This window comes from Rhizobium sp. TBD182 (assembly GCF_001950375.1).
Classification (GTDB): domain Bacteria; phylum Pseudomonadota; class Alphaproteobacteria; order Rhizobiales; family Rhizobiaceae; genus Agrobacterium; species Agrobacterium tumefaciens.
In genome coordinates this window covers 1,403,272-1,426,144 of sequence record NZ_BDLN01000001.1, presented here as the reverse complement: position 1 = coordinate 1,426,144, position 22,873 = coordinate 1,403,272, and the positions used below count along the sequence as shown (strand labels likewise).

The window sequence follows — 22,873 nt, the reverse complement described above, 5'->3', positions numbered from 1 at the left end:
TTGAAAAATTTGCATGAGATGTTTTTGGGCCGCCTGGCTTTGGGAACGGCTGCCATTGTTTTGATGGCGCCATTGGTAGGTCACGCACAGCAGACGACCGTCCTGCGTGAGATCACCGTCGAGGGGCAGGGCGCGGAAAACGCCACTGGTCCGGTCCGGGGGTACGTTGCGAAGAAAAGCGCGACGGGTTCGAAAACTGAGACGGAAACGAAGGACATTCCCCAGTCCGTATCGGTCGTCGGCCGAAAGGAAATGGATGACCGTGGCGTCGTGACCAAGATCGACGAGGTACTGCGCTACACGCCCGGCGTAACGGCGGAACCTTTCGGCACCGACCCGGATACGGACTGGTTTTACATTCGCGGTTTCCAGGCAACCCAGACCGGCGTGTTTCTGGATGGGCTGAACCTGTTCAGCTACGGTTTCGGCGGTTTCCAGATGGATGCCTATGGTTTGGAGCGGGTGGAGGTGCTGAAGGGACCGGCTTCGGTGCTCTACGGCGGCGCCAATCCCGGCGGCATCGTGCAGATGGTTCGCAAGCGCCCGCAGGATGAGCCAGTCCGCGAAACGGAAATCGGCATCAACAATTTCGGCAATGCTTTCTTCGGTTTTGATCTCGGCGACAAGATCGATGGTGAGGGCGTGTGGAAATACCGCGTCACTGGCAAGGTCTCGGGCGGCGATAATTACACCGACTACTCCGAGGATCTGCGTGGCTTCATCATGCCGCAGATCACCTTCGAGCCGGATGCTCAGACCAGTGCCACGCTCTACGGCTATTTCTCGGCGCTGGATCAGGTCCATGTCGGCAATGGCTTCCTGCCCTATGTCGGGACTGTGGTTGACGCACCTTTTGGCAAGCTCGACCGCAAGGCCTTTTATGGCGAGCCTGATATCGACAATGGTCGCGTCTACCAGTCCATGGTGGGTTACGAAGTCAGCCACGAATTCGACAATGGCTGGAAGATCAGCCAAAACGCCCGCTACGGCCACCTCTACAAGCACGAAACCGGACCCTATGCGGGCGGCTGGGCCAATACCGACGCCAATGGCCAGCCAATCCTCGATGCCACCACCAATGACTATATGCTGACCCGCTTTGGTTATGACGGCCTGTCGAAGGTCGACAGTTTCGGCGTCGACAACCGCGTCGAAGGCCAGTTCGATACCGGTGCTGTCAGCCATTCGTTGCTCTTCGGTCTCGATTATAAATACTACAAGCTGGATCAGGTGCAGGCGTGCTGCGGATCGAATGCGATCGGTGCGCTCAACCCGGTCTATGGTTCGACGCAGGGAACGAATTTCGTCTACGCCAATAACGTGGTGACGCAGCAGCAGATCGGCATCTATGCACAGGACCAGCTGCGTTTCGGCGATGGCTGGCTGGTAACGCTGAACGGGCGCTACGATTACGTCGATACCGAACTGAACAACAGGCTGCCAGCGGGTGTGTCTCGCCGCTCAAATGACGATGCGCTAAGCGGTCGCGCCGGTCTTGCCTATGAATTCGACAATGGCCTGACGCCCTATGTCTCGGCGGCCACCTTCTTCAATCCGCTCATCGATACACTTGCGGATGGCAGCTCCGCCGTACCCGAGGAAGGACATCAGTTCGAGGCCGGTATCAAATACGAGCCGACCTTCTTCGATGGCAGCATCACCGCCTCTGTCTTCAAGCTTGTGAAGGACAACGCCATCGTTTCCTATACCGCCGGCGGCGTAACGACGAGCGGCCAGTTCGGACAGGTGGAGTCTACCGGCTTTGAGCTGGAGGCGAAGGCCAATCTCACCGACAACTGGAAAACCATCGCCTCCTATTCCTATACCGATCTCGATATCACCAAGGACGCCAATCCTAACCTGATCGGCAAATCTCCGTGGATCGTGCCTGCTCACACCGCGTCGCTTTGGGTGGATTACGCCTTCACCGATGATACGTTTGAAGGCCTCAGTATTGGCGGCGGCGTGCGTTATCAGGGCAAGTCCTGGGCAGATGCGGCAAACACGCTGCGTGTTCCGGATGCTGCGGTCTTCGATGCCGCGATCCGCTACGAGAAGAACGACTGGACGGCATCCGTCAACGTCGCGAATGTCTTCGACAAGGAATACGTCAAGAGTTGCGCCGGCGTCTCGGTTTGCGGCTGGGGTGACAGCCGCACCATCACCTTCAAGCTTTCCAAGAAGTGGTAACGGGTAGCTGGCAGTTGCGGGAAAAATAGTTTGCCCCTATAAACATGAATAATCTTATCATGTTTATAGGGGCGCCTTTGCGCCTTGCGGGATCGAGAGGCCATGGCTTTCCGCGTTCGGATGGAAAATGAGATCGAGGGCTTTGCCGTCATCGGCGGCCCACGCTCGCGGGTGTGGAACGGCATCGTCGCCGATCTCTGGGACGTGCGTTGCGCATCGAAGGCGGGTGGCCGCTATGTCGGCAAGGACCCGCGTTTCGTTTTCCTGCTCGATATGGATGGGACGAATGATGGCCGGTTCATGATGAACCGTAGCCGCCGCGACAATTACGCGTCATCCGAAGCGAACCGCATTTCCTTCGTACCGGCCGACCTGGATATACATGCGGAACTCAGCAATGTTTCCTTCGTGCGCCATCTCGATCTGCACTTCGATGCGGGATTGCTGGGGGCGCGGCTGGTGCAGGGGTTCGATCCGCACGGGTTGCTCGATCCGCACCTGATGTTCGAGGATGAGCGCCTGCTGGTGCTTGCGCGGCTGATCGCCGCCGAATGTGATAATCCAGACCCTTTGCACGATCTATACGGCGAAAGCCTCGTGCTGGCGCTATTGACGGATTTCCTCAAGGTGAAGCGGGAGCCGGTCAAAAAACGCAGCAAGCTGGCCTCCTGGCAGTTGAGGGCGGCGACCGATTACATTCGCGAACATTGCCTGCGGTCGATAAGGCTGGAGGAACTGGCAGAACTCACCAACCTGTCGCAATCCCATTTCAGCCACGCCTTCAAGGCGTCGACAGGCGTACCGCCGCATCAATGGCAGATGCAGGCGCGTATCGATCGGGTCAAGGACCTGATGATGCGAACCGACATGGCGCTGACCGACATCGCTATCGCAGCCGGGTTTTCGGATCAGGCGCATTTTTCCCGCGTCTTCCGTAAAATGGTCGGTGTTTCTCCTTCCGTCTGGCAAAAAATCCGCCAATAGGGCTTTTTCCGCGCCTCCTGATCCGCGTCTTCAGTCCGCAGCGCGCGAAAAGCTTCGGAACGAATTTCTGGTGGAGGGGTTTACCAGGCGTAATACTCACGAGGAAAAAACCAAGGAGGAAAGACGTTATGTTGCATCAAGAACCCCGTGCCGGGCAGGACCCTTACGTCAAGGATACACCGAGCCTGATCGCCAGCGACAAGGTTGAAGGCACGCGCGTCTATGGCGCCGATGGTAAGCATATCGGCTCGATCCAGCGGATCATTCTGGAAAAACGCGGCGGCCGTGTCGCCTATGCGGTTTTGAGCTTTGGTGGCTTTTTCGGAATCGGCGACGACTATTATCCGCTGCCGTGGGAAAAGCTCCATTACGACGAAGAGCTTGATGGCTATCGCATCGATCTTACCAAAGAGCAGATCGAAAATGCGCCTCACTTCGCCAACCTGGACGATGATGACCTGCTGCATGCGCGAGACCGCAAGGTTTACGACTACTACGGCGTCGCACCTTACTGGATGTAGATCGAACGAAATATAGCAAGCATGAAAATGGCCCCTTTCGAGGGGCCATTTGTCGTCTGAATATGGTCAGTGCGGATTTTTCTGCATCTCGGAAACCGCATCGGTAAAACACTTTCGCGCTTCCTCCGGCGATTTGCGTCCATCAAGCGCAGCGCGGCAGGCGCTTCTGGCTCTCACGAAACTCAATCCGCGAATTTTGGGCCAGCCTTCCGTCAATAACATCAGTGCCTCGAACGGGCCGGCGATAACGCTTTTGCCCTTCGCCTCGAGATTGACCTCGACAGGCTCTGTCCATCTCTCGTTCTTCATCGTGCACCTCCCAGAGCAACGCGATCCCGAAATACACCCGACAGCAAAGCAACCCATGAACGCAGCCGTGTGTTACCGCTGATTAGAATAAGCGCAAGCGATCGAATTGACAACGGTGATCAACGAAAGCCGAAAAACGAAAGAATCGCCAGAACGATGACGACGAGGCCCACGATGTAGATGATCTGGTTCATGATTTTCTCCTTAGCTGGTGTCATCACCATAACGTGAGGGAGAAGATGAGGTTCCAGTCGGTATTACGAATTTAATCACGTACTAAAATATTGTGCGCATCTGATGGTTGTCCCGTCATATCCTGCGCAAATCTCATTTGCGCAGGATCACCCAGATCGCGTGAATGATGCCGGGAATGTAACCGCAAAGTGTGAGCAGGATATTCAACCAGAAATGCAGGCCAAGTCCGACCTGGAGAAACACGCCAACCGGCGGAAGAATGATGGCGATGAGAATACGAAGGACATCCACGATGGCAGGCTTTCCATTTGATTGCGACTTGCTGCTCAACGTGCGGAGGCCTGTTTGGTTTCAAAGGTTTTATGATTGCAGCAGCAGCGCCAAATGACGATTTCCGCCAGTGGACAACGCCGCGCCAAAGGCAACTCAATGTCGGAAATGAATTTTTTAAGAAGAAATGGTGCCGCTTACGTGACTCGAACACGTGACCCCGTCATTACGAATGACGTGCTCTACCAACTGAGCTAAAGCGGCCCGATTGTGACCCGTTTGTTACGGATCAGCTTCATGGCGGGCTGATACAGGCAATGCTGACGGATTTCAAGCCTTGAATGCGCGGGTTTCGAAAAATCCGAAAAAAAGCTTTGCCTGCCCGTTGTTTATAGGTGGCCTCAGCCTCTCGCGCAGATGCGCTGTCTGGCTGCCTCATACTCGCGTACCAGCCGATCGACGAGGTCAGCCACCGGCTCCACCACCTTGACCGCGCCGATGCCTTGTCCGGCGCCCCAGATATCCTTCCAGGCCTTTGCTCCGCCGGTGGCGGTTTCGAAGTCCATCTTGGAAGGGTCCGCTTCGGGCAGGTTGTCGGGGTCCATGCCTGAGGCGACGATCGAGCTTTTCAGGTAGTTGCCGTGTACGCCCGTGAAATAGTTCGAATAAACGATGTCCTTGGCCTGTGCCTCCACGATCGCCTGCTTGTAAGCGTCGGAGGCCCGGGCTTCCTGCGTCGCGATGAAGGGGGAGCCTATATAGGCCATATCCGCGCCCATGGCCTGCGCCGCAAGGATGGAGCCGCCATTGGCGATGGCGCCAGCCAGCAGCAGGGGGCCATCAAACCATTCGCGGATTTCCTGAACCAGGGCGAAGGGTGAAAGCGTGCCCGCATGTCCGCCGGCACCCGTTGCCACTGCAATCAGCCCGTCCGCGCCCTTGCGGATGGCGGAGCGGGCGTGGCGATCGTTGATGACATCATGCAGCACGATACCGCCATAGGAATGCACGGCCGCATTGACTTCCGGTACTGCACCGAGCGAGGAAATCACCACCGGCACCTTGTATTTGACGCAGAGGCCGAGATCGTGTTCCAGCCGCCGGTTGGACATATGTACGATCTGGTTGACGGCGAAAGGAGCGGCCGGGCGCTCGGGGTTAGCCTTGTTGTGGGCGGCCAGCTCCTCGGTGATCATTGCCAGCCATTCGTCCAGCTGGCTTTCGGGCCGCGCATTCAGCGCCGGGAAAGCGCCGATGACACCCGCCTTGCATTGCGCCAGCGTCAATTGCGGATGCGAAATAATGAATAGCGGTGACGCTATGACCGGAAGACGCAGATTGTCTTTCAGCACGGACGGCAGCATGTCTCCTCCCACAGATTACGTTTACGCGCACGTAAGTCAATATCGTGTTCGGCAGCGGATTGAAAGCGAAAACAGCGTCGCACTGGCCCGCCAGACCTGCGCTCGCAGCGCCACAATGGATCGATTTTCCCCAAGGCAATCCGGTCTTTATCGCAAACGATGCTTGCGGAGGCGCGGCATAGCCGTTACCGAATCGTAAACCAATGGCGCACTGCCACATATTTTTGCGAAGAGCAGTAGAATAAGGATCGGTCGTGAGCGGACTGGAAACGGCAATCAGAAATGCTCTGGAAAAATCGGACAGATCGAACGCCGAAGTTCGTGCACGAATTTACCAATCGTCCCGTCAGGCACTGGAAGCGGGCCTGCGCAAGCAGGGCATAGACGACCCGCAGATTGTGGGCCAGCAGCGCCAGCGGCTCGAAAGCCTGATCCATGTTATAGAGAATGAAGAGCGGAATCGTCTTCTGGACAGGGTGGAGCAGCAGTTGCGGCCGCCTGCGCCGGAAAGTGCGGCGCATGACGGCCCCTCGGTCGATCCCGTCTCACAATCGCAGCATCACGGCGATATGGCCGTCGAGCCGGAATTGCGTGGCGAAACGCGCGATGTGCGGCCGGGCGCCGCTGCTGCTCCGGAACCGCTGAGTGCTGGACGTCGTAATGGAAAACCGCCAAGGAGAGGCTCCAGCGCAGGTGACGCCTCGCTCGCGTTTCGTCCGGAAGGTGCCGTCGGCCGCCGCAAGCGTCGCGGACTTTTCGCCCGCCTTTTCATGCTCGTGACACTGCTTGCCTTTGTCGGTTTCGGCGCCTGGTGGGTCTATTCCTCCGGCCTGCTGCTCACGCCGGAGCAGCGCGATACCAGCGTGCCCAATCCGCCGGCACAAGTCCAGGCGGAGGACTTCAACGGTACCGAGCCCGCGCCGAGTCTTTCCGCCGGCCGCGGTTTTTCCGACGACTGGGTGGAAGTATTTAATGCGGAGCGCGGCAGTTCCGGAGTTTCGGCAGGCCCCCGCGCCAATGTCGAGAACATCGCCACACCCGCCGGCAAGGCGATACGGGTGACGTCGAGAAGCGTCTCTCAGGACGGCGCAATCAGCGTCGAGGTTCCGGTGGAAGTGATGCGCGACATGGCGGGTAAATCCTCGACCATCTCGATCACGCTGCAATCCTCCAGCGATCGGCAAACGCAGGTTTCCGTAGCATGCGATTTCGCCACGTTGGGCGATTGCTCCCGTCACCGTTTCACGGCCACGGCCGAGCGTGCGGATATGCTGCTGAACACGACGTTCGAGCGTTCGCTTGCCCCGAATGCGCCCGGCAAGATCTTCATCAACAGCGATATCGATGGGAATGCCCGCCCGGTGAACCTGTACTCCGTGCGCATTTTGCCGGGTCAGTAAGAATCCAGCAAGAAGAGGGAACAAGCGCCGCAGCCGGGGCGCTTGTTGACGTCTCCCAGTCTTATTTCAGAAAACCCGGTCCTGATCCAAGGATCTTGTCGTCGATTTCGCCAATCGCCTTTTTGTCCTTGCCGTCGTAGTCAAGCGTATTGAGGATGTGGCGAATGAGGTTCACCCTCGCACGGCGTTTGTCGTTGGCGCGCACCACCGTCCACGGGGCGACATCGGTGTGGGTCTTTTCCAGCATCTCGTCGCGCTTTTTTGTGTAGTCGTCCCACTTCGTCAGCGCGGCGATATCCATGTCGGAAAGCTTCCAGCATTTCAGCGGGCTGTGGCGACGGTCATGGAAGCGCTCGATCTGCGTTTCGCGGCCGATATCAAGCCAGAACTTGAACAGATGAACACCCTCGTGGACCAGCATCTTTTCGAGGCGTGGTGTTTCCTTGAGAAAGCGCTTGTGCTCTTCCGGGGTGCAGAATCCCATGACAGGCTCCACCCCGGCGCGGTTATACCAGGAACGGTCGAAGAGGACGAATTCTCCAGCCGTCGGGAAATGCGAGATATAGCGCTGGAAATACCATTGGCCACGCTCGGTCTCGGTTGGTTTGGTCAGCGCCACGACACGGGCATAGCGGGGGTTGAGGTAAGCGTGGGCCGCAAAGATCGCGCCGCCCTTTCCGGCGGCATCGCGTCCTTCGAAGACTGCCATCACCCGTTTGCCGGTGGCCTGCAGCCAGAACTGCACCTTGACCAGCTCCACCTGCAGCGCCTCGAGGGTGGCGTCGTATTCCTCCCGCTTCATCTTTTTGTCGTAAGGAAAATCTCCGGCGGAAAGCTTTTTCTCCTCCACCCAGTCGGGAAGAACCGGATCGTCGATGTCGAAGCTGCGCAGCTTGCCGCCAATGGTGATCTCCACCGATCGCTTCTTCGTTTCTTCGCCCATGCTTTCCTCCTGATGTTGTTGTGTAAAGGCAACTCGCTGCCAATGAGTTCATATCCACCCGCATAATTCAAGTGAAAGAGGATTGGTTAGCCGGAGTGCTATCGCAGTGACGATTGCGGCGCAGATTTTGCGCATATACGCTGTGGAAAATACGCGATGATGAATCTCTGTCATGAAGCTGGCCTATGAGACTCCGATGCGCTGTCAGGTGAAAGTGGAAAGTGTGCTGAAATGGCAGTCATGAAAGGCGAGAGTGGATTGAAGCTTTTTGCGAAAAAGCTTGGCCGAAACTGGTTGCCTGTTCTCGTCGTCAGCATGCTTGCCGTCGCTGCCGTTTCTGAGTTGCAAACGCCCTATATGCCCGCCGTCCTGTGGCTCTGTGCCGTCATCGCTATTTTGACCGCTCGGCAAAAGCCGGAGGAGCCGGCTAAGGATGAAACCGCAGCTGCTGAGGCGGAAGAACCTGATGTGCCCGGCGAAAACGTCATTTCCGGGGTGAGGGCGGGTCTGGCCGTTCTGGATACGCCGGTCTTCATCCTCGATAAAAACGCAGGCGTTCTTTATCAGAACGGCGCGGCGGAACGCGCCTTTGGCCAGCTTCCGGCCGGCGCGCATATTTCCGCTCGGCTGCGTTCGCCGGGCTTGCTGGATGTCATTCGCGAAACCATCACCACCGGCCAGCCCAACCAGGTCGAGCATTCCGAGCGTTTTCCCTCAGAGCGGGTCTTCATCGTCCGCATTGCCCGGGCGGATGCGGGAGAGGCGGCGGGTCCACCGTTCTACATCCTGTCGTTCCGCGATGTTTCGGAGCTTCGCCGCATCGACCGCATGCGCAGCGACTTCGTCGCCAATGCAAGCCATGAATTGCGCACCCCGCTCGCCTCGCTGCGCGGTTTCATCGAAACCATGCAGGGGCCGGCCCGCAACGACCCCAAAGCGCAGGAACGTTTCCTCGCCATCATGCTGGATCAGGCCACACGCATGAGCAGGCTGGTGGATGACCTCATGTCGCTTTCAAGGCTGGAATTGCGGGCGAATATTGCGCCGGACCAGAAGGTCGATCTCGTCCCAGTCATCGGCCATGTCCGGGATGCGCTGCTGCCGCTCGCCAACGAGCTGGATGTGGTTATTACGCTGCATCTGCCCGACCGGCCGGCAGAAGTGCAGGGCGACCGCGACGAGCTGGTGCAAGTGTTTCAGAACCTCGTTGAAAATGCTTGTAAATATGGCCAGGAAGGCAAGGTCGTGGATGTCTGGCTGCGTGCCGAACCCGGTAAGCCGGTGGAGGTGAGCGTCATTGACAAGGGGCCGGGCATTCCTGCTGAACATGTGCCGCGTCTGACGGAACGGTTTTACCGCGTCAGTGTCGCTGACAGTCGCTCCAAAAAAGGGACCGGCCTCGGGCTTGCCATCGTCAAGCACATCCTCACCCGCCACCGCGCCCGCCTCATCATTAAATCGGAACTGGGCAATGGCACGGACTTTACCGTCAGATTCTGACATAGAGTACGTTACAGTCTTCAGCTTCGAAAAATTTTATAAATAAAATCAATAATTTAGGCTGTCACAAATCTTTCACCGAAGTGACATAAAAGGAAGTGGTTACGGTGGTTAAGAAGAGACCGCCGAGCGCATGCTAAGAGCGTCTGCCGCTATCGGCTGCGTCCACAAACAAGCCCACGACGGGAGAGACAAATGAACTTCGTTAAATTTTCCGCAGCAGCTCTGGTGGCTTCTGTCGCCTTCGCTGGCGCCGCCGCTGCTCGCGACCAGATCCAGGTTGCTGGTTCCTCCACGGTTCTGCCCTATGCCAAGATCGTTGCCGAAACTTTTGCTGAGACTTTCCCGAACTTCAAGGCTCCGGTTGTTGAGTCTGGCGGCACGGGCGGCGGTCTGAAGGCGTTCTGCTCCGGCGTCGGCGAAGGCACCATCGACATTGCAAACGCTTCGCGCCCGATCAAGAGCGACGAACTTGCCGCTTGTAAGGCCGCTGGCGTTGCCGACGTTCAGGAAGTGAAGATCGGCTACGACGGCATCGTCTTCGCAATGGACTCTTCCAACAAGGACATCAAGCTCGAGCCGAAGGATCTGTACCTCGCGCTCGCCGCTGAAATCGTCAAGGACGGCAAGCTCGTCGCCAACCCTTACAAGAAGTGGTCGGAAATCAACAAGGAACTGCCTGATGTAGCGATCGCCGCTTACATTCCGGGTTCCAAGCACGGCACACGCGAAGTCTTCGAAGAGAAGATCATGGCTGACGGCTGCAAGGAAGCCAAGGCGACCGACGCCATCAAGGCGCTGATCACCGACGCCAAGCAGGCTGCTGCCAAGTGCGTTGCAGTTCGCAAGGACGGCGCTGCAGTCGACATCGACGGCGACTACACCGAGACGCTTGCCCGCATCGACGCCAACAAGACCGGCCTCGGCGTTTTCGGCCTGGCATTTTATGAGAACAACGCTGACCGCCTGAAGGTTGCGACCGTCAGCGGCGTTGTTCCGTCCACGGAAACCGTTGCCAGCGGCAAGTACCCGGTTTCGCGCCCGCTGTTCTTCTACGTGAAGAAGGCTCACCTGGGCGTTATCCCGGGCCTCAAGGAATATGTCGAGTTCTTCGTTTCTGACGAAATGATCGGCCCCGACTCCCCGCTCGCAAACTACGGCCTTGTTGCCGCTCCGGAAAAAGAACGCGAAGAAATTCGCTCCAAGTTCGCTGCCGGCGCTTCGATGTAATAAACAAGGAGGGGTGCGGCCTGCCGCACCCCTCTCTCCGCTCCGGTACCGTTGTGCTTAAGGCGGCTGTCTACGGTTGACAGTTCCCATCCATCGCCGTCCACATAATTGTTGATGGATTACAGATGGATAGGATGTATCAACCTTGACGCTTGCCAGACTTTGTTACAGTCAGGCGGCAAGCATCTCTGGATGGTCCAGCGGTCTCGTTTTGATGACTTTTTGATTTGCCCGATATCGCACCGTGCTCTTGAGGCACGACGAGGGAACTCTAATGAACACATCGATCCTTTTGCTGATACTGGTGTTGATCGGCATCGGCAGTTATCTGCTCGGCAGCCGCCGCGCCGTTGCTTTGTCTGGTGGGCGTCCCTCCAGCATGCATTCCCGTGCCGGTTATCACGGTTCCTACGCTGTCGTCTGGGCGGTGCTGCCCGCAGCGCTCATTCTCTGTATCTGGCTTGTTATCAGCCCGCTGATCGTTACCTCTGCGGTGCGTGGCGAATTTCCCGAAGATGTGCGCTCCCAATCCGAAGCGCAGCAGAGCCTGACCTACGGCATGGTAACGTCCATCGCCCGCGGTCTTCAGCGTCTGACGCCGGAAGAAACCGCAAAGGTTGATGCGGATACGGCTGCGGTAAGATCGCTTCTGGCATCGAAGGGCGTGGCAATTGCCGGCGAACCCCAGCGTTTCATGGTCGATGCCGCCCAGACGCTGAATGCGATGACCTCCACCAGCCGCCTGGGCATGATCGCCACCGTGCTGCTGGCCGCATTCGCGGGTGCCGCTTATGCACTGCGTTCAATCGCGCCGCGTTTTCGGGCACGCAACAGGGTGGAGCGGGTCATTCTCGCGGCTCTGGTCGTCGCGTCGTCCATCGCCATCCTGACGACCATCGGCATCGTCCTTTCGATGCTTTCAGAAGCGATCCAGTTCTTCACCATGGTTCCGGCGCACCAGTTCTTCTTCGGAACGGTATGGGATCCGCGTTTTGCCGCTGCCGGTGCGACCGACTCTTCCGGCCAGTTCGGCCTGATCCCGCTGCTCGCCGGCACGCTCTATATCGGTTTCGTCGCCATGCTGGTCGCCGTTCCGGTCGGGCTGTTTTCGGCGATCTATATGTCGGAATATGCGACGCCGCGCCTTCGCTCGATTGTAAAGCCGCTGCTCGAGGTGCTCGCGGGCATCCCGACAATCGTCTACGGCTTCTTCGCGCTGACGACCGTTGGTCCTTTCCTGCGAGACATTTCCACACAGATCAGCGGTCTTGCGACAGGCAACTACGCCAACTTCATCCAGGCGCAGAGCGTCATCACCGCCGGCTTCGTCATGGGCATCATGCTGATCCCTTATGTTTCGTCGCTGTCTGACGACATCATCACCGCCGTGCCGCGTTCGCTGCGCGATGGCTCTCTCGGTCTCGGCGCCACGCGCTCTGAAACCATCAAGAAGGTCATCCTTCCCGCCGCTCTTCCCGGCATCGTCGGCGCCGTGCTGATGACGGCGTCGCGTGCCATCGGCGAGACCATGATCGTGGTTCTTGCGGCTGGCGTCGCTGCCCGCCTGCAGCTCAACCCCTTCGAACCCATGACAACAGTGACGGTCAAGATTGTCAGCCAGCTGACGGGTGACCTTGAGTTTACCTCGCCGCAAACGCTGGTGGCCTTCGCGCTGGGCATAACTCTTTTTGCAATCACGCTTTGCCTGAATATCTACGCGCTTTACATCGTGCGCAAATACCGGGAGCAATATGAATGACCGACATCGTTTCCCCGGCGGCCGGTGCTGCCGCCGTGAACAAGGCCACGCGCCGTGATATCGGCATCAAGCGTCGCTATGCTGCTGAACGCCGCTTCCGCGCCTATGGATTGGCAGCAATCTCGTTCGGCCTCATCTTCCTCTTTCTGCTGCTCTGGTCGGTCGTATCCAAGGGTCACACCGCCTTCCAGCAGACGATGATCACCGTTCCGGTCGAGTTTTCCGAACTGATCATTGATCCAAAGAACGAGCGCGCAACCAATCCGGCAAAGCTGATGACGGCCAACTACCCCGTCCTCGCCCGTGATGCGGTGGCCAAGGTTCTCGGCGTCGCGCCGACGGATAAGGCCGGTCTTCGCGCCGTCAACGTCATGATCTCCGACAGCGTACGCACCCAGTTGCGTGATATCGTCGTCGCCGATCCGTCCGTCATCGGCACCACGCGCAGCGTCACGCTTCTGGCGTCGGGTGATGTCGACAGCGCCTTCAAGGGCCAGGTCGACATGTCGGGGGATGAAGCAAACCGCCGTATCTCGAACCAGCAGCTCGGCTGGATGAACCAGCTCGTGGAAAGCGGACAGCTTGGCAAGCATTTCAATACCGGCATCTTCGTCAACGGCGCTTCGAGCCGTCCGGAAGCCGCGGGTGTTGGCGTTGCGCTGATCGGCTCGTTCTACATGATGCTGATCGTGCTGGTGCTGTCGCTGCCGATCGGTGTTGCGGCCTCCATCTATCTGGAGGAATTTGCCCCCAAGAACCGGTTGACGGACCTTATCGAGGTCAACATCAACAATCTGGCGGCTGTTCCCTCCATTGTTTACGGTCTGCTCGGTCTCTCCGTCTTCATCAACTTCATGGGCTTTCCACGCTCGGCCTCGCTGGTCGGCGGCCTCGTCCTGACGCTGATGACCCTGCCGACGATCATCATCGCCACCCGCGCTGCATTGAAGGCCGTGCCGCCGTCGATCCGCGCCGCCGCACTCGGTCTTGGCGCTTCCAAGATGCAGACGATTTTCCATCACGTCCTGCCGCTGGCAATGCCTGGCATTCTGACCGGCACCATCATCGGTCTCGCCCACGCATTGGGCGAAACGGCGCCGCTGCTTCTGATCGGCATGGTGGCATTCGTCGCGAACTATCCGACAACGCCTATGGATCCGTCCACGGCCCTGCCGGTGCAGATTTACATGTGGGCGAACGAAGCTGAGCGTGCCTTTGTCGAACGGACATCTGGCGCTATCATCATCCTGCTTCTGTTCCTCATTCTCATGAATGTTGGCGCAATCCTGTTGCGTCGCCGCTTTGAGCGGCGCTGGTAGAGGGAGCTAGAGCAATGAACATGTTGTCGGAAGCAGCAGTTGAAAAGGCGCTGGACAAGAAAATGAATGAAGTCTCATACAAGATGATCGGCAAGGATGTTTCGGTTTATTACGGCGAAAAGCGCGCGCTTTACGACGTGAACCTCAATGTCCGCGAAAACACGGTGACTGCACTTATCGGCCCGTCCGGTTGCGGTAAATCCACTTTCCTGCGCACCTTGAACCGCATGAACGACACGATCGACGGTTGCCGGGTCACCGGCAAGATCACGCTCGATACCGACGATATCTACGATCAGCAGATCGACGTCGTGGAACTGCGTGCCCGCGTCGGCATGGTGTTCCAGAAGCCGAACCCGTTTCCGAAGACGATTTATGAGAACATCGCCTACGGCCCGCGTATCCACGGTCTCGCCCGCAACAAGGCGGATATGGACCAGATCGTCGAGCATAGCCTGCAGAAAGCGGGTCTCTGGAACGAGGTGAAGGATCGTTTGCTGGAATCTGGCACGGGCCTCTCCGGTGGCCAGCAGCAGCGTCTGTGCATCGCACGCGCGGTTGCCGTCAGCCCGGAAGTGATCCTGATGGACGAGCCGTGCTCGGCGCTGGATCCGATCGCGACTGCGAAGGTCGAGGAACTGATCCACGAACTGCGCACCAACTACACCATCGTCATCGTCACGCACTCCATGCAGCAGGCGGCGCGCGTTTCCCAGCGTACGGCCATGTTCCATCTTGGTCATCTTGTCGAAGAAAACGAAACCGACAAGATGTTCACCAATCCGGACGACCAGCGCACGCAGGACTACATCATGGGCCGCTTCGGCTGATCCCCGGCCGGTGCTTTATCGTAACCGTACAAGACTGGTGCCTCTGCCGTGCCCCGCTGTTGGGCACGCGCATGCAGGCCAAGCCGGAGGAATAGACCATGACACAGACAACGACCCATTCGCATATCCTGTCTGCCTATGACGACGAACTGAAGTTTCTGACGCGCCGCATCGCCGAAATGGGCGGTCTTGCCGAGCAGATGTGCGGTGACGCCGTGCGCGCACTCGTCAATTCCGATGCTGCGCTTGCGCAGAAAGTCATTTCGGACGATACCATTCTCGACCATGCTGAGCGCGAAATTGGCGACAAGGCGATTGTAACCATCGCCAAGCGTCAGCCGATGGCGGCAGACCTTCGCGAGATCATCGGCACCCTGCGTATCGCAGCCGATCTCGAACGCGTCGGCGATCTTGGCAAGAACACGGCCAAGCGCGTTATCGCTGTCGCCGGCACCGGCGTTCCGCGCAAGCTCGCCCGCGGCATCGAGCATCTGTCCGACCTGGCGCTGGTGCAGCTCAAGGAAGTCCTCGACGTCTATTCCACGCGTTCCGCCGAAAAGGCCAATGCGATCCGTGAACGCGACGAGGAAATCGATGCCATGTACACGTCGCTCTTCCGGGAGCTTCTGACCTACATGATGGAAGACCCGCGCAACATCACCACCTGCACGCATCTTCTGTTCTGCGCCAAGAACATCGAGCGTATCGGCGATCATGCGACGAATATCGCAGAGACGATCTATTACATGACCACCGGCAGCCAGCCGGAGGGCGAGCGTCCGAAGGACGACAGTTCCAACACGCTTGGTTCGGTGACCGAGTAACAGACAAGCAGAAGCTTGCGGAGTTCAGCATATGGTGCCCAAGATTGCAGTTGTGGAAGACGAGGAAGCGTTGAGCGTCCTGCTTCGTTACAATCTCGAGGCTGAGGGATACGACGTCGACACGATACCCCGTGGCGATGAGGCGGAAATCAGGCTGCAGGAGCGCATTCCGGATCTTCTCATCCTGGACTGGATGTTGCCCGGTGTCTCCGGTATCGAACTGTGCCGGCGCTTGAGAATGCGGCCGGAAACAGAACGCCTGCCCATCATCATGCTGACGGCGCGTGGCGAAGAGAGCGAACGGGTTCGCGGTCTCGCTACGGGCGCTGACGATTATGTCGTCAAGCCGTTCTCGACGCCGGAACTCATGGCCCGGGTCAAGGCCATGTTGCGTCGGGCCCGTCCCGAGGTTCTGTCGTCGGTGCTCAAATGCGGCGATATCGAACTGGACCGCGAGACCCATCGCGTTCACCGCAAAAGCCGCGAAGTGCGCCTCGGCCCGACGGAATTCCGCTTGCTGGAATTCCTGATGACGTCGCCGGGTCGGGTGTTTTCCCGCTCGCAATTGCTGGATGGCGTCTGGGGTCACGATATCTATGTCGACGAGCGCACTGTCGATGTGCATGTCGGACGTCTGCGCAAGGCCCTGAATTTCTCGCACATGCAGGATGTCATCCGCACGGTGCGTGGTGCGGGATATTCGATGGAAGCCTGAGCGAAGCGGAACCAGATAGTTTCGCTGGCGAAGTAGTGCACCAAAAAATCAGGAAGCCCGAAATCTGAAACGATTTCGGGCTTTTTCTATATGAGTATCCGCCAAACTCGATGCCATTGTCCGTTTTGACCGGAGAAGATCGGCAGCGCGTTGAAATCCGGATTGAGGGGTCACGCCCAATAGTAAGGGGAAAGGGTGCGGCCTGCCATCAAGCCGCCCAGAAAGCCGCTTTATTTTTGTCATAAAAAAACGGGCCCGAAGGCCCGTAATTTTTGAGTGCTGAATGCGTGCCGCAACACTCAAGCCTTGCGGCGCTCGCTCACCGGCTGGTAGGCGAGTTTCGCATGGAACTTGCAATAGGGCGAAGATTCCAGCGCTTCACAACCGCAGAAATGGAAGTCGTCCTTCAGCGGATCGCCAACCGGCCATTTGCAGGTGCGCTCGGTCAGTTCCGTCAGCGTCAGGCGACGGGAAATCGGCGTGACAACGTTCTTGGAAGGAACGTAATCGAGAACCTGCGCGGTCTCGATATCGATCTCCTCGTGCAGCGCCGTTGCCGCGTTCGAACGGGTGAGGATGCGCGCCGGTGCCGCGTTGACGCGACCTGCGAAAGTCGTCGCACGCGATGCAGGGGCAGCGGTGCGCTTCGGCGCGGAGCGTGCCGAAGTCACTGGACCGCCAGCCTTGACGCGTCCCGGCAGATTGAGACGATGGACCTTGCCTATCACGGCATTACGGCTGACGCCGCCCAGCTGCGCTGCAATCTGGCTGGCGCTAAGGCCCTCGGACCACAATTTCTTGAGCTTTTCGACTCGTTCGTCTGTCCAGTTCATGCCGCTTCTCCGCTTGTCGCGTGTATTTTCGGCAGAATCCCTCTCCGTCTCGCGCGCATGCCGCAAGCGTGGTTTCCGCCTGATTTTCGGTGACTAGTTCCGCCGCAATGCAGTCTAGTAATTAGCGATTAACCTAGTGCCAGCCCGACTCCGTGGCAAGAGTCGCGGGAATCATCTGGAATCGATTTTCCGGTTTTCCCCAACTTGCTGGCGTATTGAGTCTGAAAGGCAACACCTTGGGGCTGGCCCGCCGCCGCATACTAGTGCTTGAGAAGCCCGGGAAACGCTGACTTTTGTTGACATCGGCAAACGAAGTGACAATAGTGCCCCTGCCGCCGCAAGGCGGCATTTTGATTTTCAGGCGAGGGATAACCCCGCAAGCCTATTGACAACAGTTTGACAGCGCATCTGCGCAAGGAGTGATACAGCCATGGCCGAAGCCGGCGCGCCATTGTTTGATACGTTTTCAAGAGCCCCCCTGCGCTTCGAGCGCGGTGAGGGTGTATGGCTGTTCACGGAAAGCGGCGAGCGATATCTGGATTTTGCGGCCGGTGTTGCTGTCAACTCGCTGGGCCACGCCCATCCTCACCTCGTTGATGCGATCAAGACGCAGGCCGAGAAGGTCTGGCACGTCTCGAACCTTTATGAAGTACCGGGACAGGAAAAACTCGCCAGGCGCCTGACGGAAGCGACTTTCGCGGACAAGGTATTCTTCACAAATTCAGGCGCGGAAGCCCTGGAATGCGCCATCAAGACCGCCCGCCGTTATCACTATACCAAGGGCCATCCGGAGAAGTTCCGCATCGTGTCCTTCGAAGGCGCTTTCCATGGCCGTACACTGGCGACGATCGCCGCGGGTGGCCAGCAGAAATACCTCGAAGGTTTCGGTCCCAAGGTCGAAGGTTTCGATCAGGTTCCGTTCGGTGATGTCGATGCCCTCAAGGCCGTCATCACGGCTGAGACTGCAGCACTTCTGATCGAGCCCATCCAGGGCGAGGGCGGCATTCGCTCGCCCAGCAAGGAATTCCTGCAAATCCTGCGCGGATTGTGCGACGAGCACGGCCTGCTGCTGATTTTCGATGAGGTCCAGACGGGTGTCGGCCGCACAGGCAAGCTGTTTGCTTATGAACATACCGGTGTTGCGCCCGATATCATGGCGGTCGCCAAGGGTATCGGTGGCGGTTTCCCGCTCGGCGCATGCCTTGCCACGGCAGATGCCGCTTCCGGCATGACGGCGGGCGTACATGGCACCACCTACGGCGGCAACCCGCTGGCCATGGCAGTCGGCAATGCCGTGCTTGACGTCGTTCTCTCCGAAGGTTTTCTCGAGAAGGTCCGTGACGTCGCGCTGGTCTTCCGGCAGGGTCTGGCCTCGCTCAAGGACCGTTATCCTGACGTGATCGAGGAAATTCGCGGCGAAGGTCTGCTTCTGGGCATCAAGGCGAAGATTCCTTCGGGCGAATTGTTGCAGGCCATGCGCGCAGAGCATCTGCTTGGCGTGCCTGCGGGCGACAATGTCATCCGTCTTCTGCCGCCGCTCGTCACCACGGCGGAAGAGGCCCGTGAGGGTCTTGCACGTATCGACGCGGCTGCCGCTTCCCTGACGGTTGCGAAACAGGCAAAAAGCGCCTGAAAAAATCAAGAGCGGGCCTCTCTTCAGGGGCTCGCAAGCATGGGACAGATTAGAATGGGTTCACCAAAACATTTTCTGGACCTCTCGGCCGTCGGGTCGGAGGATCTGCGGACAATTCTTGATGATGCGCGCACGCGCAAGATTGCCACCAAAACCGGCACGGCGGAAAAGCCGCTTGCCGGCAAGATGCTGGCAATGATTTTCGAAAAACCGTCCACACGCACCCGCGTCTCCTTCGATGTCGGCATGCGCCAACTCGGCGGTGAGACCCTTTTCCTGTCGGGCACGGAAATGCAGCTGGGCCGCGCGGAAACGATTGGCGATACGGCCAAGGTGCTGTCGCGCTATGTCGATGCCATCATGATCCGCACCACGGATCACTCGCGTCTGCTCGAGCTTGCCGAACACGCAACCGTGCCTGTTATCAATGGCCTGACGGACGACACGCATCCCTGCCAGATCATGGCGGATATATTGACGTTCGAGGAACATCGCGGCCCGGTCAAGGGCAAGACCATTGCCTGGACGGGTGACGGCAATAATGTGCTGCATTCGTTCGTGGAAGGCTCCGCCCGTTTCGGTTACCGCATGGCGATGGCAGTCCCGATGGGTTCGGAACCGCACGACAAGTTCCTGAACTGGGCACGCAACAATGGTGGCGAAATCTCGCTGTACCACGATGCCGACAAGGCAGTGGCGGGCGCTGATTGCGTCGTCACCGATACCTGGGTGTCCATGAACCAGGAACACAAGGCGCGCGGCCACAATATCTTCCAGCCTTATCAGGTCAATGAAGCGCTGATGGCGAAGGCCAACAAGGAAGCGCTGTTCATGCACTGCCTGCCGGCGCATCGCGGCGAGGAAGTAACGGATGCAGTGATCGACGGGCCGCAATCGGTGGTCTTCGACGAGGCGGAAAACCGGCTCCATGCGCAGAAGTCCATTATTGCATGGTGCATGGGCGTCATCTGACCGCTATCGGCCGGGTGCTTGAACTCGGCGATGCACATTCCCATCTGTGGGGCTTCGAAGACGCTCGTCGGCTTTTCGCTGGCGGGCCACCTCACGGTTTGCACGATTTTCCCCGGAGGCGGTTTCGCTTCCCGGATCTCTGTGCGACAAGCTGAAAAAGTACATTTTAAAAGCCGGACTTTTGGACGGTAGCGGCGCAACGGCTGCGCCAGGGAGTTATGACATGGCAGATGTAACGGTTGAACTGGACAATCTCGATTTAGCTGGCGACGACAAGGTTGTGCCCTTTCAGGTCGAAGGTCTGGACGTGCGCGGTCGCGCCGTACAGGTCGGGCCGCTGTTGAATGCCATCCTCGAACGTCACGAATATCCCGAGATTGTCGCCCGCCTGCTCGCGGAAGCAACGGTTCTGACGGCGCTGATCGGCACATCCCTGAAATTTTCCGGCAAGCTTACTGTGCAGACCAAGGGCGACGGCCCGGTTGACCTTCTGGTGGCGGATTTCACCGCGCCCGAGAGCATGCGTGCTTATGCCCGTTTCGATGAGGAGCGGCTGGCGGAAGCTGTTGCTGCGGGGCAAACCTCGCCCGAACAACTGCTCGGAACCGGCATTCTGGCCTTCACCATCGATCAGGGCGTCGGCATGCAGCCTTATCAGGGCATCGTGCCGCTGGACGGTTCTTCGCTGGAAGAAATCGCCGGGGTTTATTTCCGTCAATCGGAACAGCTTCCCACCCGCGTGCGCCTCGGCGTTGCCCAGTTCTTCGACCGTGACGGCGAAGGCAAGCCGCGCCATAGCTGGCGTGCAGGCGGCGTGATTGCCCAGTTCCTGCCGCAGGCGCCCGAGCGTTTGCGCATGCGCGATCTCCATGGCGGTGACGGCGACGAGGGCGATTATGAAGTGGCGGAGGACGATGCCTGGACAGAGGCAGTGTCGCTGCTGAATACGGTGGATACCGACGAGCTGACCGATCCGCAGGTGCCAGTGGAGCGTCTGCTTTACAGGCTTTTCCACGAGAGCGGCGTGCGCATCTACGATCCGCAGGTCATTTTCGACCGTTGCAGCTGTTCACGGGACAAGATTAAGGGTGTGCTGTCCGGTTTCACCGCTGAAGAGATCAAGGCGAGTGAGGAAGACGGTGCGATTGCCGTGACGTGCGAGTTCTGCTCCACGACCTATCGTTACGATGTCAGCGAGTTTGAAAACGTCTGACGAGGAGAGCCGCGCTTGTGAATGGCGCGGCTTTTTTGTCAGTTCAGCACCCGCAACAGGCCGGGTGAATCCAGTGAAAAGGCGGGGATGGTGACGTTGAACACCTCGCCTTTGTCCGTTTCCATTTCATAGTGGCCAAACATAAGGCCTGACGGCGTATCCAGCGGGCAGCCGGATGAATATTCGTAACTGTCGCCGGGGTTCAGATGCGGTTTTTCGCCGACGACACCCGGCCCGTAGACCTCATCCACCTGTCCGTTCTGGTCGGTGATGTGCCAATAGCGGTTGACGAGTGTTATCGGAACATCGGAATTGTTCGAGATCACGACTTTATAGCCCCAGACGTAACGATCGTCATCCGGGTCGGACTGCTCCTCGAGATAATACGGATCGACCGTTACCTCGATATCCCTTGTCAGAGCACGATACATACGCGCCACACCTCGATATTTTCCCTGCTGCCATCATCCTACACTACAGGTTCTGGCTATCGTCAAGAAAATGAATGACTTGACGACCACGCGCATCTTCTGTTGCGCCGTTTTTTCACCGTTAGGGATAACGGTAAAGGTAAATATTGGTTGCCAGACGCGGGCTTTCACCCACGCGGGATGTGTGCCATGGCCCGACGGGAAGTCGGGCCATGGCGGTATGTCGACTGAATCCTTAAACTGAAACGGCCGCAAGACCCTTCGCCAGATCTTCCAGCAGATCGTCCGTATCTTCGATACCGCAGGAAAGACGCAAGGTCCCGCCGGAAATACCGAGTTCGGCACGCGCCTCGTCGGTCAGGTTCTTGTGCGTCGTGGTGCCAGGGTGGGTAATGAGGCTCTTGGCATCGCCGAGATTGTTGGAAATCTTCACTATATCAAGCGCGTTCTGCAGTGCGAATGCCGCTTCCTTGCCACCCTTCAGTTCGAAAGCCACGAGCGTCGAGCCGCCCGACATCTGCCGCGCGATGATGTCTGCCTGCGGATGGTCGGCGCGGCCCGGATAGATCACTTTGGCAACCTTGCCGCTGTCGGCGAGGCAATCGGCGATCTTCGAGGCATTGGCCGTCTGCTGCTTGACACGCAGCGGCAGGGTTTCGATGCCCTTGAGCAGCGTCCAGGCATTGAACGGCGACATGGCTGGGCCGGTGTGGCGGAAATAGTCCTGCAGCTCTTCCTCAATCCACTTCTTGTCGGAAAGGATCACGCCGCCAAGGCAACGGCCCTGACCGTCAATATGCTTCGTCGCCGAATAAACGACGATATGGGCGCCGAGTTCGAGTGGCTTCTGGAAAAGCGGTGTGGCGAAAACATTGTCGACAACCACTTTCGCGCCGATCTGGTTGGCGAGCTTCGCCACACCGGCAATATCCACCACTTCGAGCGTCGGGTTGGTCGGGCTTTCGAGGAAAAACAGCTTGGTGTTCGGCTGGATCGCCTTTTCCCAATTGTTGAGATCGCGTCCGTCGATCAGCGTGCACTCGATGCCGTATTTGGGTGCAAGCGTTTCTACCACCCAACGGCAGGAGCCAAAAAGCGCGCGGGCAGCAACGATGTGATCGCCGGCACGCAGCTGGCACATGATGGCGGCGGTAACGGCGGCCATGCCGGAGGCAAGCGCACGGGCGTCTTCCGCACCTTCCAGCAGGCACATGCGCTTTTCGAACATGTCATTGGTCGGGCTTGCATAGCGGGCATAGATGAAGCCATCCGTTTCGCCCTTGAAGCGCGCTTCGGCGGCTTCGGAGTTTTCGTAAACGAAACCCTGGGTCAGATAGATCGCTTCCGACGTTTCACCATAGGGTGAGCGTAGCGTACCACCGTGAACGAGCTGGGTTGCCGGGCGCCATTTATTGCTCATGTGATCACCTCAAAACAA

The 22,873-nt window shown here is 58.3% G+C and carries 21 protein-coding genes and 1 tRNA gene; 14 read left to right on the top strand and 8 right to left on the bottom strand.

Annotated elements, in window-relative coordinates:
* The 3 genes from T18_RS07150 to T18_RS07140 all read left to right on the top strand — a co-directional run bounded on the left by T18_RS07150 (position 1) and on the right by T18_RS07140 (position 3,695).
* Positions 1–2,190 (top strand): TonB-dependent siderophore receptor, encoded by a 2,190-nt coding sequence (locus T18_RS07150; RefSeq protein WP_075807505.1) that lies wholly within the window; start codon positions 1–3, stop codon positions 2,188–2,190.
* Between the two features lie 102 nt (positions 2,191–2,292).
* Entirely contained in the window at positions 2,293–3,174 is an 882-nt protein-coding gene (locus T18_RS07145; RefSeq protein ID WP_013635414.1) for a helix-turn-helix transcriptional regulator, read from the top strand.
* 128 nt (positions 3,175–3,302) lie between these two features.
* Positions 3,303–3,695 carry a PRC-barrel domain-containing protein gene (locus T18_RS07140; RefSeq protein ID WP_003514894.1) on the top strand — a complete coding sequence of 131 codons (393 nt, stop codon included), beginning with the start codon at positions 3,303–3,305 and terminating at the stop codon, positions 3,693–3,695.
* 66 nt (positions 3,696–3,761) lie between these two features.
* Here T18_RS07140 and T18_RS07135 read toward each other — a convergent pair whose 3' ends face one another.
* From T18_RS07135 to T18_RS07120, 4 genes are all read right to left on the bottom strand, one after another.
* Complete coding sequence (locus T18_RS07135) at positions 3,762–4,004, bottom strand: DUF982 domain-containing protein (RefSeq protein WP_003514896.1); 243 nt, start codon at positions 4,002–4,004, stop codon at positions 3,762–3,764.
* Positions 4,005–4,331: 327 nt separating this feature from the next.
* Positions 4,332–4,490 (bottom strand): YqaE/Pmp3 family membrane protein, encoded by a 159-nt coding sequence (locus T18_RS07130; RefSeq protein ID WP_003514897.1) that lies wholly within the window; start codon positions 4,488–4,490, stop codon positions 4,332–4,334.
* 167 nt (positions 4,491–4,657) lie between these two features.
* Positions 4,658–4,733 (bottom strand) — tRNA-Thr (locus T18_RS07125).
* Between the two features lie 137 nt (positions 4,734–4,870).
* Positions 4,871–5,833 (bottom strand): NAD(P)H-dependent flavin oxidoreductase, encoded by a 963-nt coding sequence (locus T18_RS07120; RefSeq protein WP_003514899.1) that lies wholly within the window; start codon positions 5,831–5,833, stop codon positions 4,871–4,873.
* A gap of 254 nt (positions 5,834–6,087) precedes the next feature.
* Here T18_RS07120 and T18_RS07115 point away from each other — a divergent pair, with 254 nt between their 5' ends.
* Positions 6,088–7,233, top strand: coding sequence for a hypothetical protein (locus T18_RS07115; protein ID WP_013635415.1), 1,146 nt, complete (start codon positions 6,088–6,090; stop codon positions 7,231–7,233).
* 61 nt (positions 7,234–7,294) lie between these two features.
* On the opposite strand, the gene ppk2 is transcribed toward T18_RS07115, so the two are convergent.
* Positions 7,295–8,176, bottom strand: coding sequence for a polyphosphate kinase 2 (gene ppk2, locus T18_RS07110; protein WP_038489745.1), 882 nt, complete (start codon positions 8,174–8,176; stop codon positions 7,295–7,297).
* Positions 8,177–8,416: 240 nt separating this feature from the next.
* Here ppk2 and phoR point away from each other — a divergent pair, with 240 nt between their 5' ends.
* The 7 genes from phoR (at position 8,417) to phoB (ending at position 16,353) form a co-directional block, all read left to right on the top strand.
* Positions 8,417–9,676 (top strand): phosphate regulon sensor histidine kinase PhoR, encoded by a 1,260-nt coding sequence (gene phoR / locus T18_RS07105; protein ID WP_046205579.1) that lies wholly within the window; start codon positions 8,417–8,419, stop codon positions 9,674–9,676.
* 195 nt (positions 9,677–9,871) lie between these two features.
* On the top strand, positions 9,872–10,906 hold the full coding sequence (locus T18_RS07100; protein ID WP_003514907.1) for a substrate-binding domain-containing protein: 1,035 nt from the start codon (positions 9,872–9,874) through the stop codon (positions 10,904–10,906).
* 274 nt (positions 10,907–11,180) lie between these two features.
* Positions 11,181–12,665 (top strand): phosphate ABC transporter permease subunit PstC, encoded by a 1,485-nt coding sequence (gene pstC, locus T18_RS07095; RefSeq protein ID WP_003514909.1) that lies wholly within the window; start codon positions 11,181–11,183, stop codon positions 12,663–12,665.
* Positions 12,662–13,984, top strand: coding sequence for a phosphate ABC transporter permease PstA (gene pstA, locus T18_RS07090; RefSeq protein ID WP_003514911.1), 1,323 nt, complete (start codon positions 12,662–12,664; stop codon positions 13,982–13,984). The genes pstC and pstA overlap by 4 nt, the downstream gene beginning before the upstream one ends.
* Positions 13,985–13,998: 14 nt before the next feature.
* Positions 13,999–14,814, top strand: coding sequence for a phosphate ABC transporter ATP-binding protein PstB (gene pstB / locus T18_RS07085; protein WP_003514913.1), 816 nt, complete (start codon positions 13,999–14,001; stop codon positions 14,812–14,814).
* Between the two features lie 98 nt (positions 14,815–14,912).
* A complete protein-coding gene (gene phoU, locus T18_RS07080; RefSeq protein ID WP_003514921.1) occupies positions 14,913–15,638 on the top strand; it encodes a phosphate signaling complex protein PhoU in 726 nt (241 codons plus the stop codon).
* Positions 15,639–15,669: 31 nt separating this feature from the next.
* Positions 15,670–16,353: a phosphate regulon transcriptional regulator PhoB gene (gene phoB, locus T18_RS07075; protein ID WP_003493692.1), complete on the top strand. Its 684-nt coding sequence runs from the start codon at positions 15,670–15,672 to the stop codon at positions 16,351–16,353.
* A gap of 299 nt (positions 16,354–16,652) precedes the next feature.
* Here the strand turns inward: phoB and T18_RS07070 are convergent, their stop codons facing one another.
* The gene (locus tag T18_RS07070) at positions 16,653–17,186 is read right to left on the bottom strand and encodes a GcrA family cell cycle regulator (protein WP_038489752.1); all 534 of its coding nucleotides are present in this window, start codon (positions 17,184–17,186) and stop codon (positions 16,653–16,655) included.
* A 430-nt stretch (positions 17,187–17,616) separates the two neighbouring features.
* On the opposite strand from T18_RS07070, the gene T18_RS07065 reads away from it, so the two are divergent.
* The 3 genes from T18_RS07065 (at position 17,617) to T18_RS07055 (ending at position 21,004) form a co-directional block, all read left to right on the top strand.
* Entirely contained in the window at positions 17,617–18,819 is a 1,203-nt protein-coding gene (locus T18_RS07065; protein WP_013635420.1) for an aspartate aminotransferase family protein, read from the top strand.
* A gap of 54 nt (positions 18,820–18,873) precedes the next feature.
* Entirely contained in the window at positions 18,874–19,791 is a 918-nt protein-coding gene (gene argF / locus T18_RS07060) for an ornithine carbamoyltransferase (RefSeq protein ID WP_003514928.1), read from the top strand.
* 223 nt (positions 19,792–20,014) lie between these two features.
* Positions 20,015–21,004 (top strand): Hsp33 family molecular chaperone, encoded by a 990-nt coding sequence (locus T18_RS07055; protein ID WP_003514930.1) that lies wholly within the window; start codon positions 20,015–20,017, stop codon positions 21,002–21,004.
* 38 nt (positions 21,005–21,042) lie between these two features.
* On the opposite strand, the gene apaG is transcribed toward T18_RS07055, so the two are convergent.
* Together apaG and T18_RS07045 are read right to left on the bottom strand one after the other, a co-directional pair.
* Positions 21,043–21,435 (bottom strand): Co2+/Mg2+ efflux protein ApaG, encoded by a 393-nt coding sequence (gene apaG / locus T18_RS07050; protein WP_003514932.1) that lies wholly within the window; start codon positions 21,433–21,435, stop codon positions 21,043–21,045.
* A gap of 235 nt (positions 21,436–21,670) precedes the next feature.
* Complete coding sequence (locus tag T18_RS07045) at positions 21,671–22,855, bottom strand: O-succinylhomoserine sulfhydrylase (protein ID WP_038489755.1); 1,185 nt, start codon at positions 22,853–22,855, stop codon at positions 21,671–21,673.
* Positions 22,856–22,873 lie beyond the last annotated feature (18 nt).

Coding starts and splice junctions, on each gene's coding strand:
- T18_RS07145 (WP_013635414.1), top strand. CDS start 2,293: ATGGCTTTCCGCGTTCGGATGGAAAATGAGATCGAGGGCTTTGCCGTC.
- T18_RS07140 (WP_003514894.1), top strand. CDS start 3,303: ATGTTGCATCAAGAACCCCGTGCCGGGCAGGACCCTTACGTCAAGGAT.
- T18_RS07135 (WP_003514896.1), bottom strand. CDS start 4,004: ATGAAGAACGAGAGATGGACAGAGCCTGTCGAGGTCAATCTCGAGGCG.
- T18_RS07120 (WP_003514899.1), bottom strand. CDS start 5,833: ATGCTGCCGTCCGTGCTGAAAGACAATCTGCGTCTTCCGGTCATAGCG.
- ppk2 (WP_038489745.1), bottom strand. CDS start 8,176: ATGGGCGAAGAAACGAAGAAGCGATCGGTGGAGATCACCATTGGCGGC.
- phoR (WP_046205579.1), top strand. CDS start 8,417: ATGAAAGGCGAGAGTGGATTGAAGCTTTTTGCGAAAAAGCTTGGCCGA.
- T18_RS07100 (WP_003514907.1), top strand. CDS start 9,872: ATGAACTTCGTTAAATTTTCCGCAGCAGCTCTGGTGGCTTCTGTCGCC.
- pstC (WP_003514909.1), top strand. CDS start 11,181: ATGAACACATCGATCCTTTTGCTGATACTGGTGTTGATCGGCATCGGC.
- pstA (WP_003514911.1), top strand. CDS start 12,662: ATGACCGACATCGTTTCCCCGGCGGCCGGTGCTGCCGCCGTGAACAAG.
- pstB (WP_003514913.1), top strand. CDS start 13,999: ATGAACATGTTGTCGGAAGCAGCAGTTGAAAAGGCGCTGGACAAGAAA.
- phoU (WP_003514921.1), top strand. CDS start 14,913: ATGACACAGACAACGACCCATTCGCATATCCTGTCTGCCTATGACGAC.
- phoB (WP_003493692.1), top strand. CDS start 15,670: ATGGTGCCCAAGATTGCAGTTGTGGAAGACGAGGAAGCGTTGAGCGTC.
- T18_RS07070 (WP_038489752.1), bottom strand. CDS start 17,186: ATGAACTGGACAGACGAACGAGTCGAAAAGCTCAAGAAATTGTGGTCC.
- T18_RS07065 (WP_013635420.1), top strand. CDS start 17,617: ATGGCCGAAGCCGGCGCGCCATTGTTTGATACGTTTTCAAGAGCCCCC.
- argF (WP_003514928.1), top strand. CDS start 18,874: ATGGGTTCACCAAAACATTTTCTGGACCTCTCGGCCGTCGGGTCGGAG.
- T18_RS07055 (WP_003514930.1), top strand. CDS start 20,015: ATGGCAGATGTAACGGTTGAACTGGACAATCTCGATTTAGCTGGCGAC.
- apaG (WP_003514932.1), bottom strand. CDS start 21,435: ATGTATCGTGCTCTGACAAGGGATATCGAGGTAACGGTCGATCCGTAT.
- T18_RS07045 (WP_038489755.1), bottom strand. CDS start 22,855: ATGAGCAATAAATGGCGCCCGGCAACCCAGCTCGTTCACGGTGGTACG.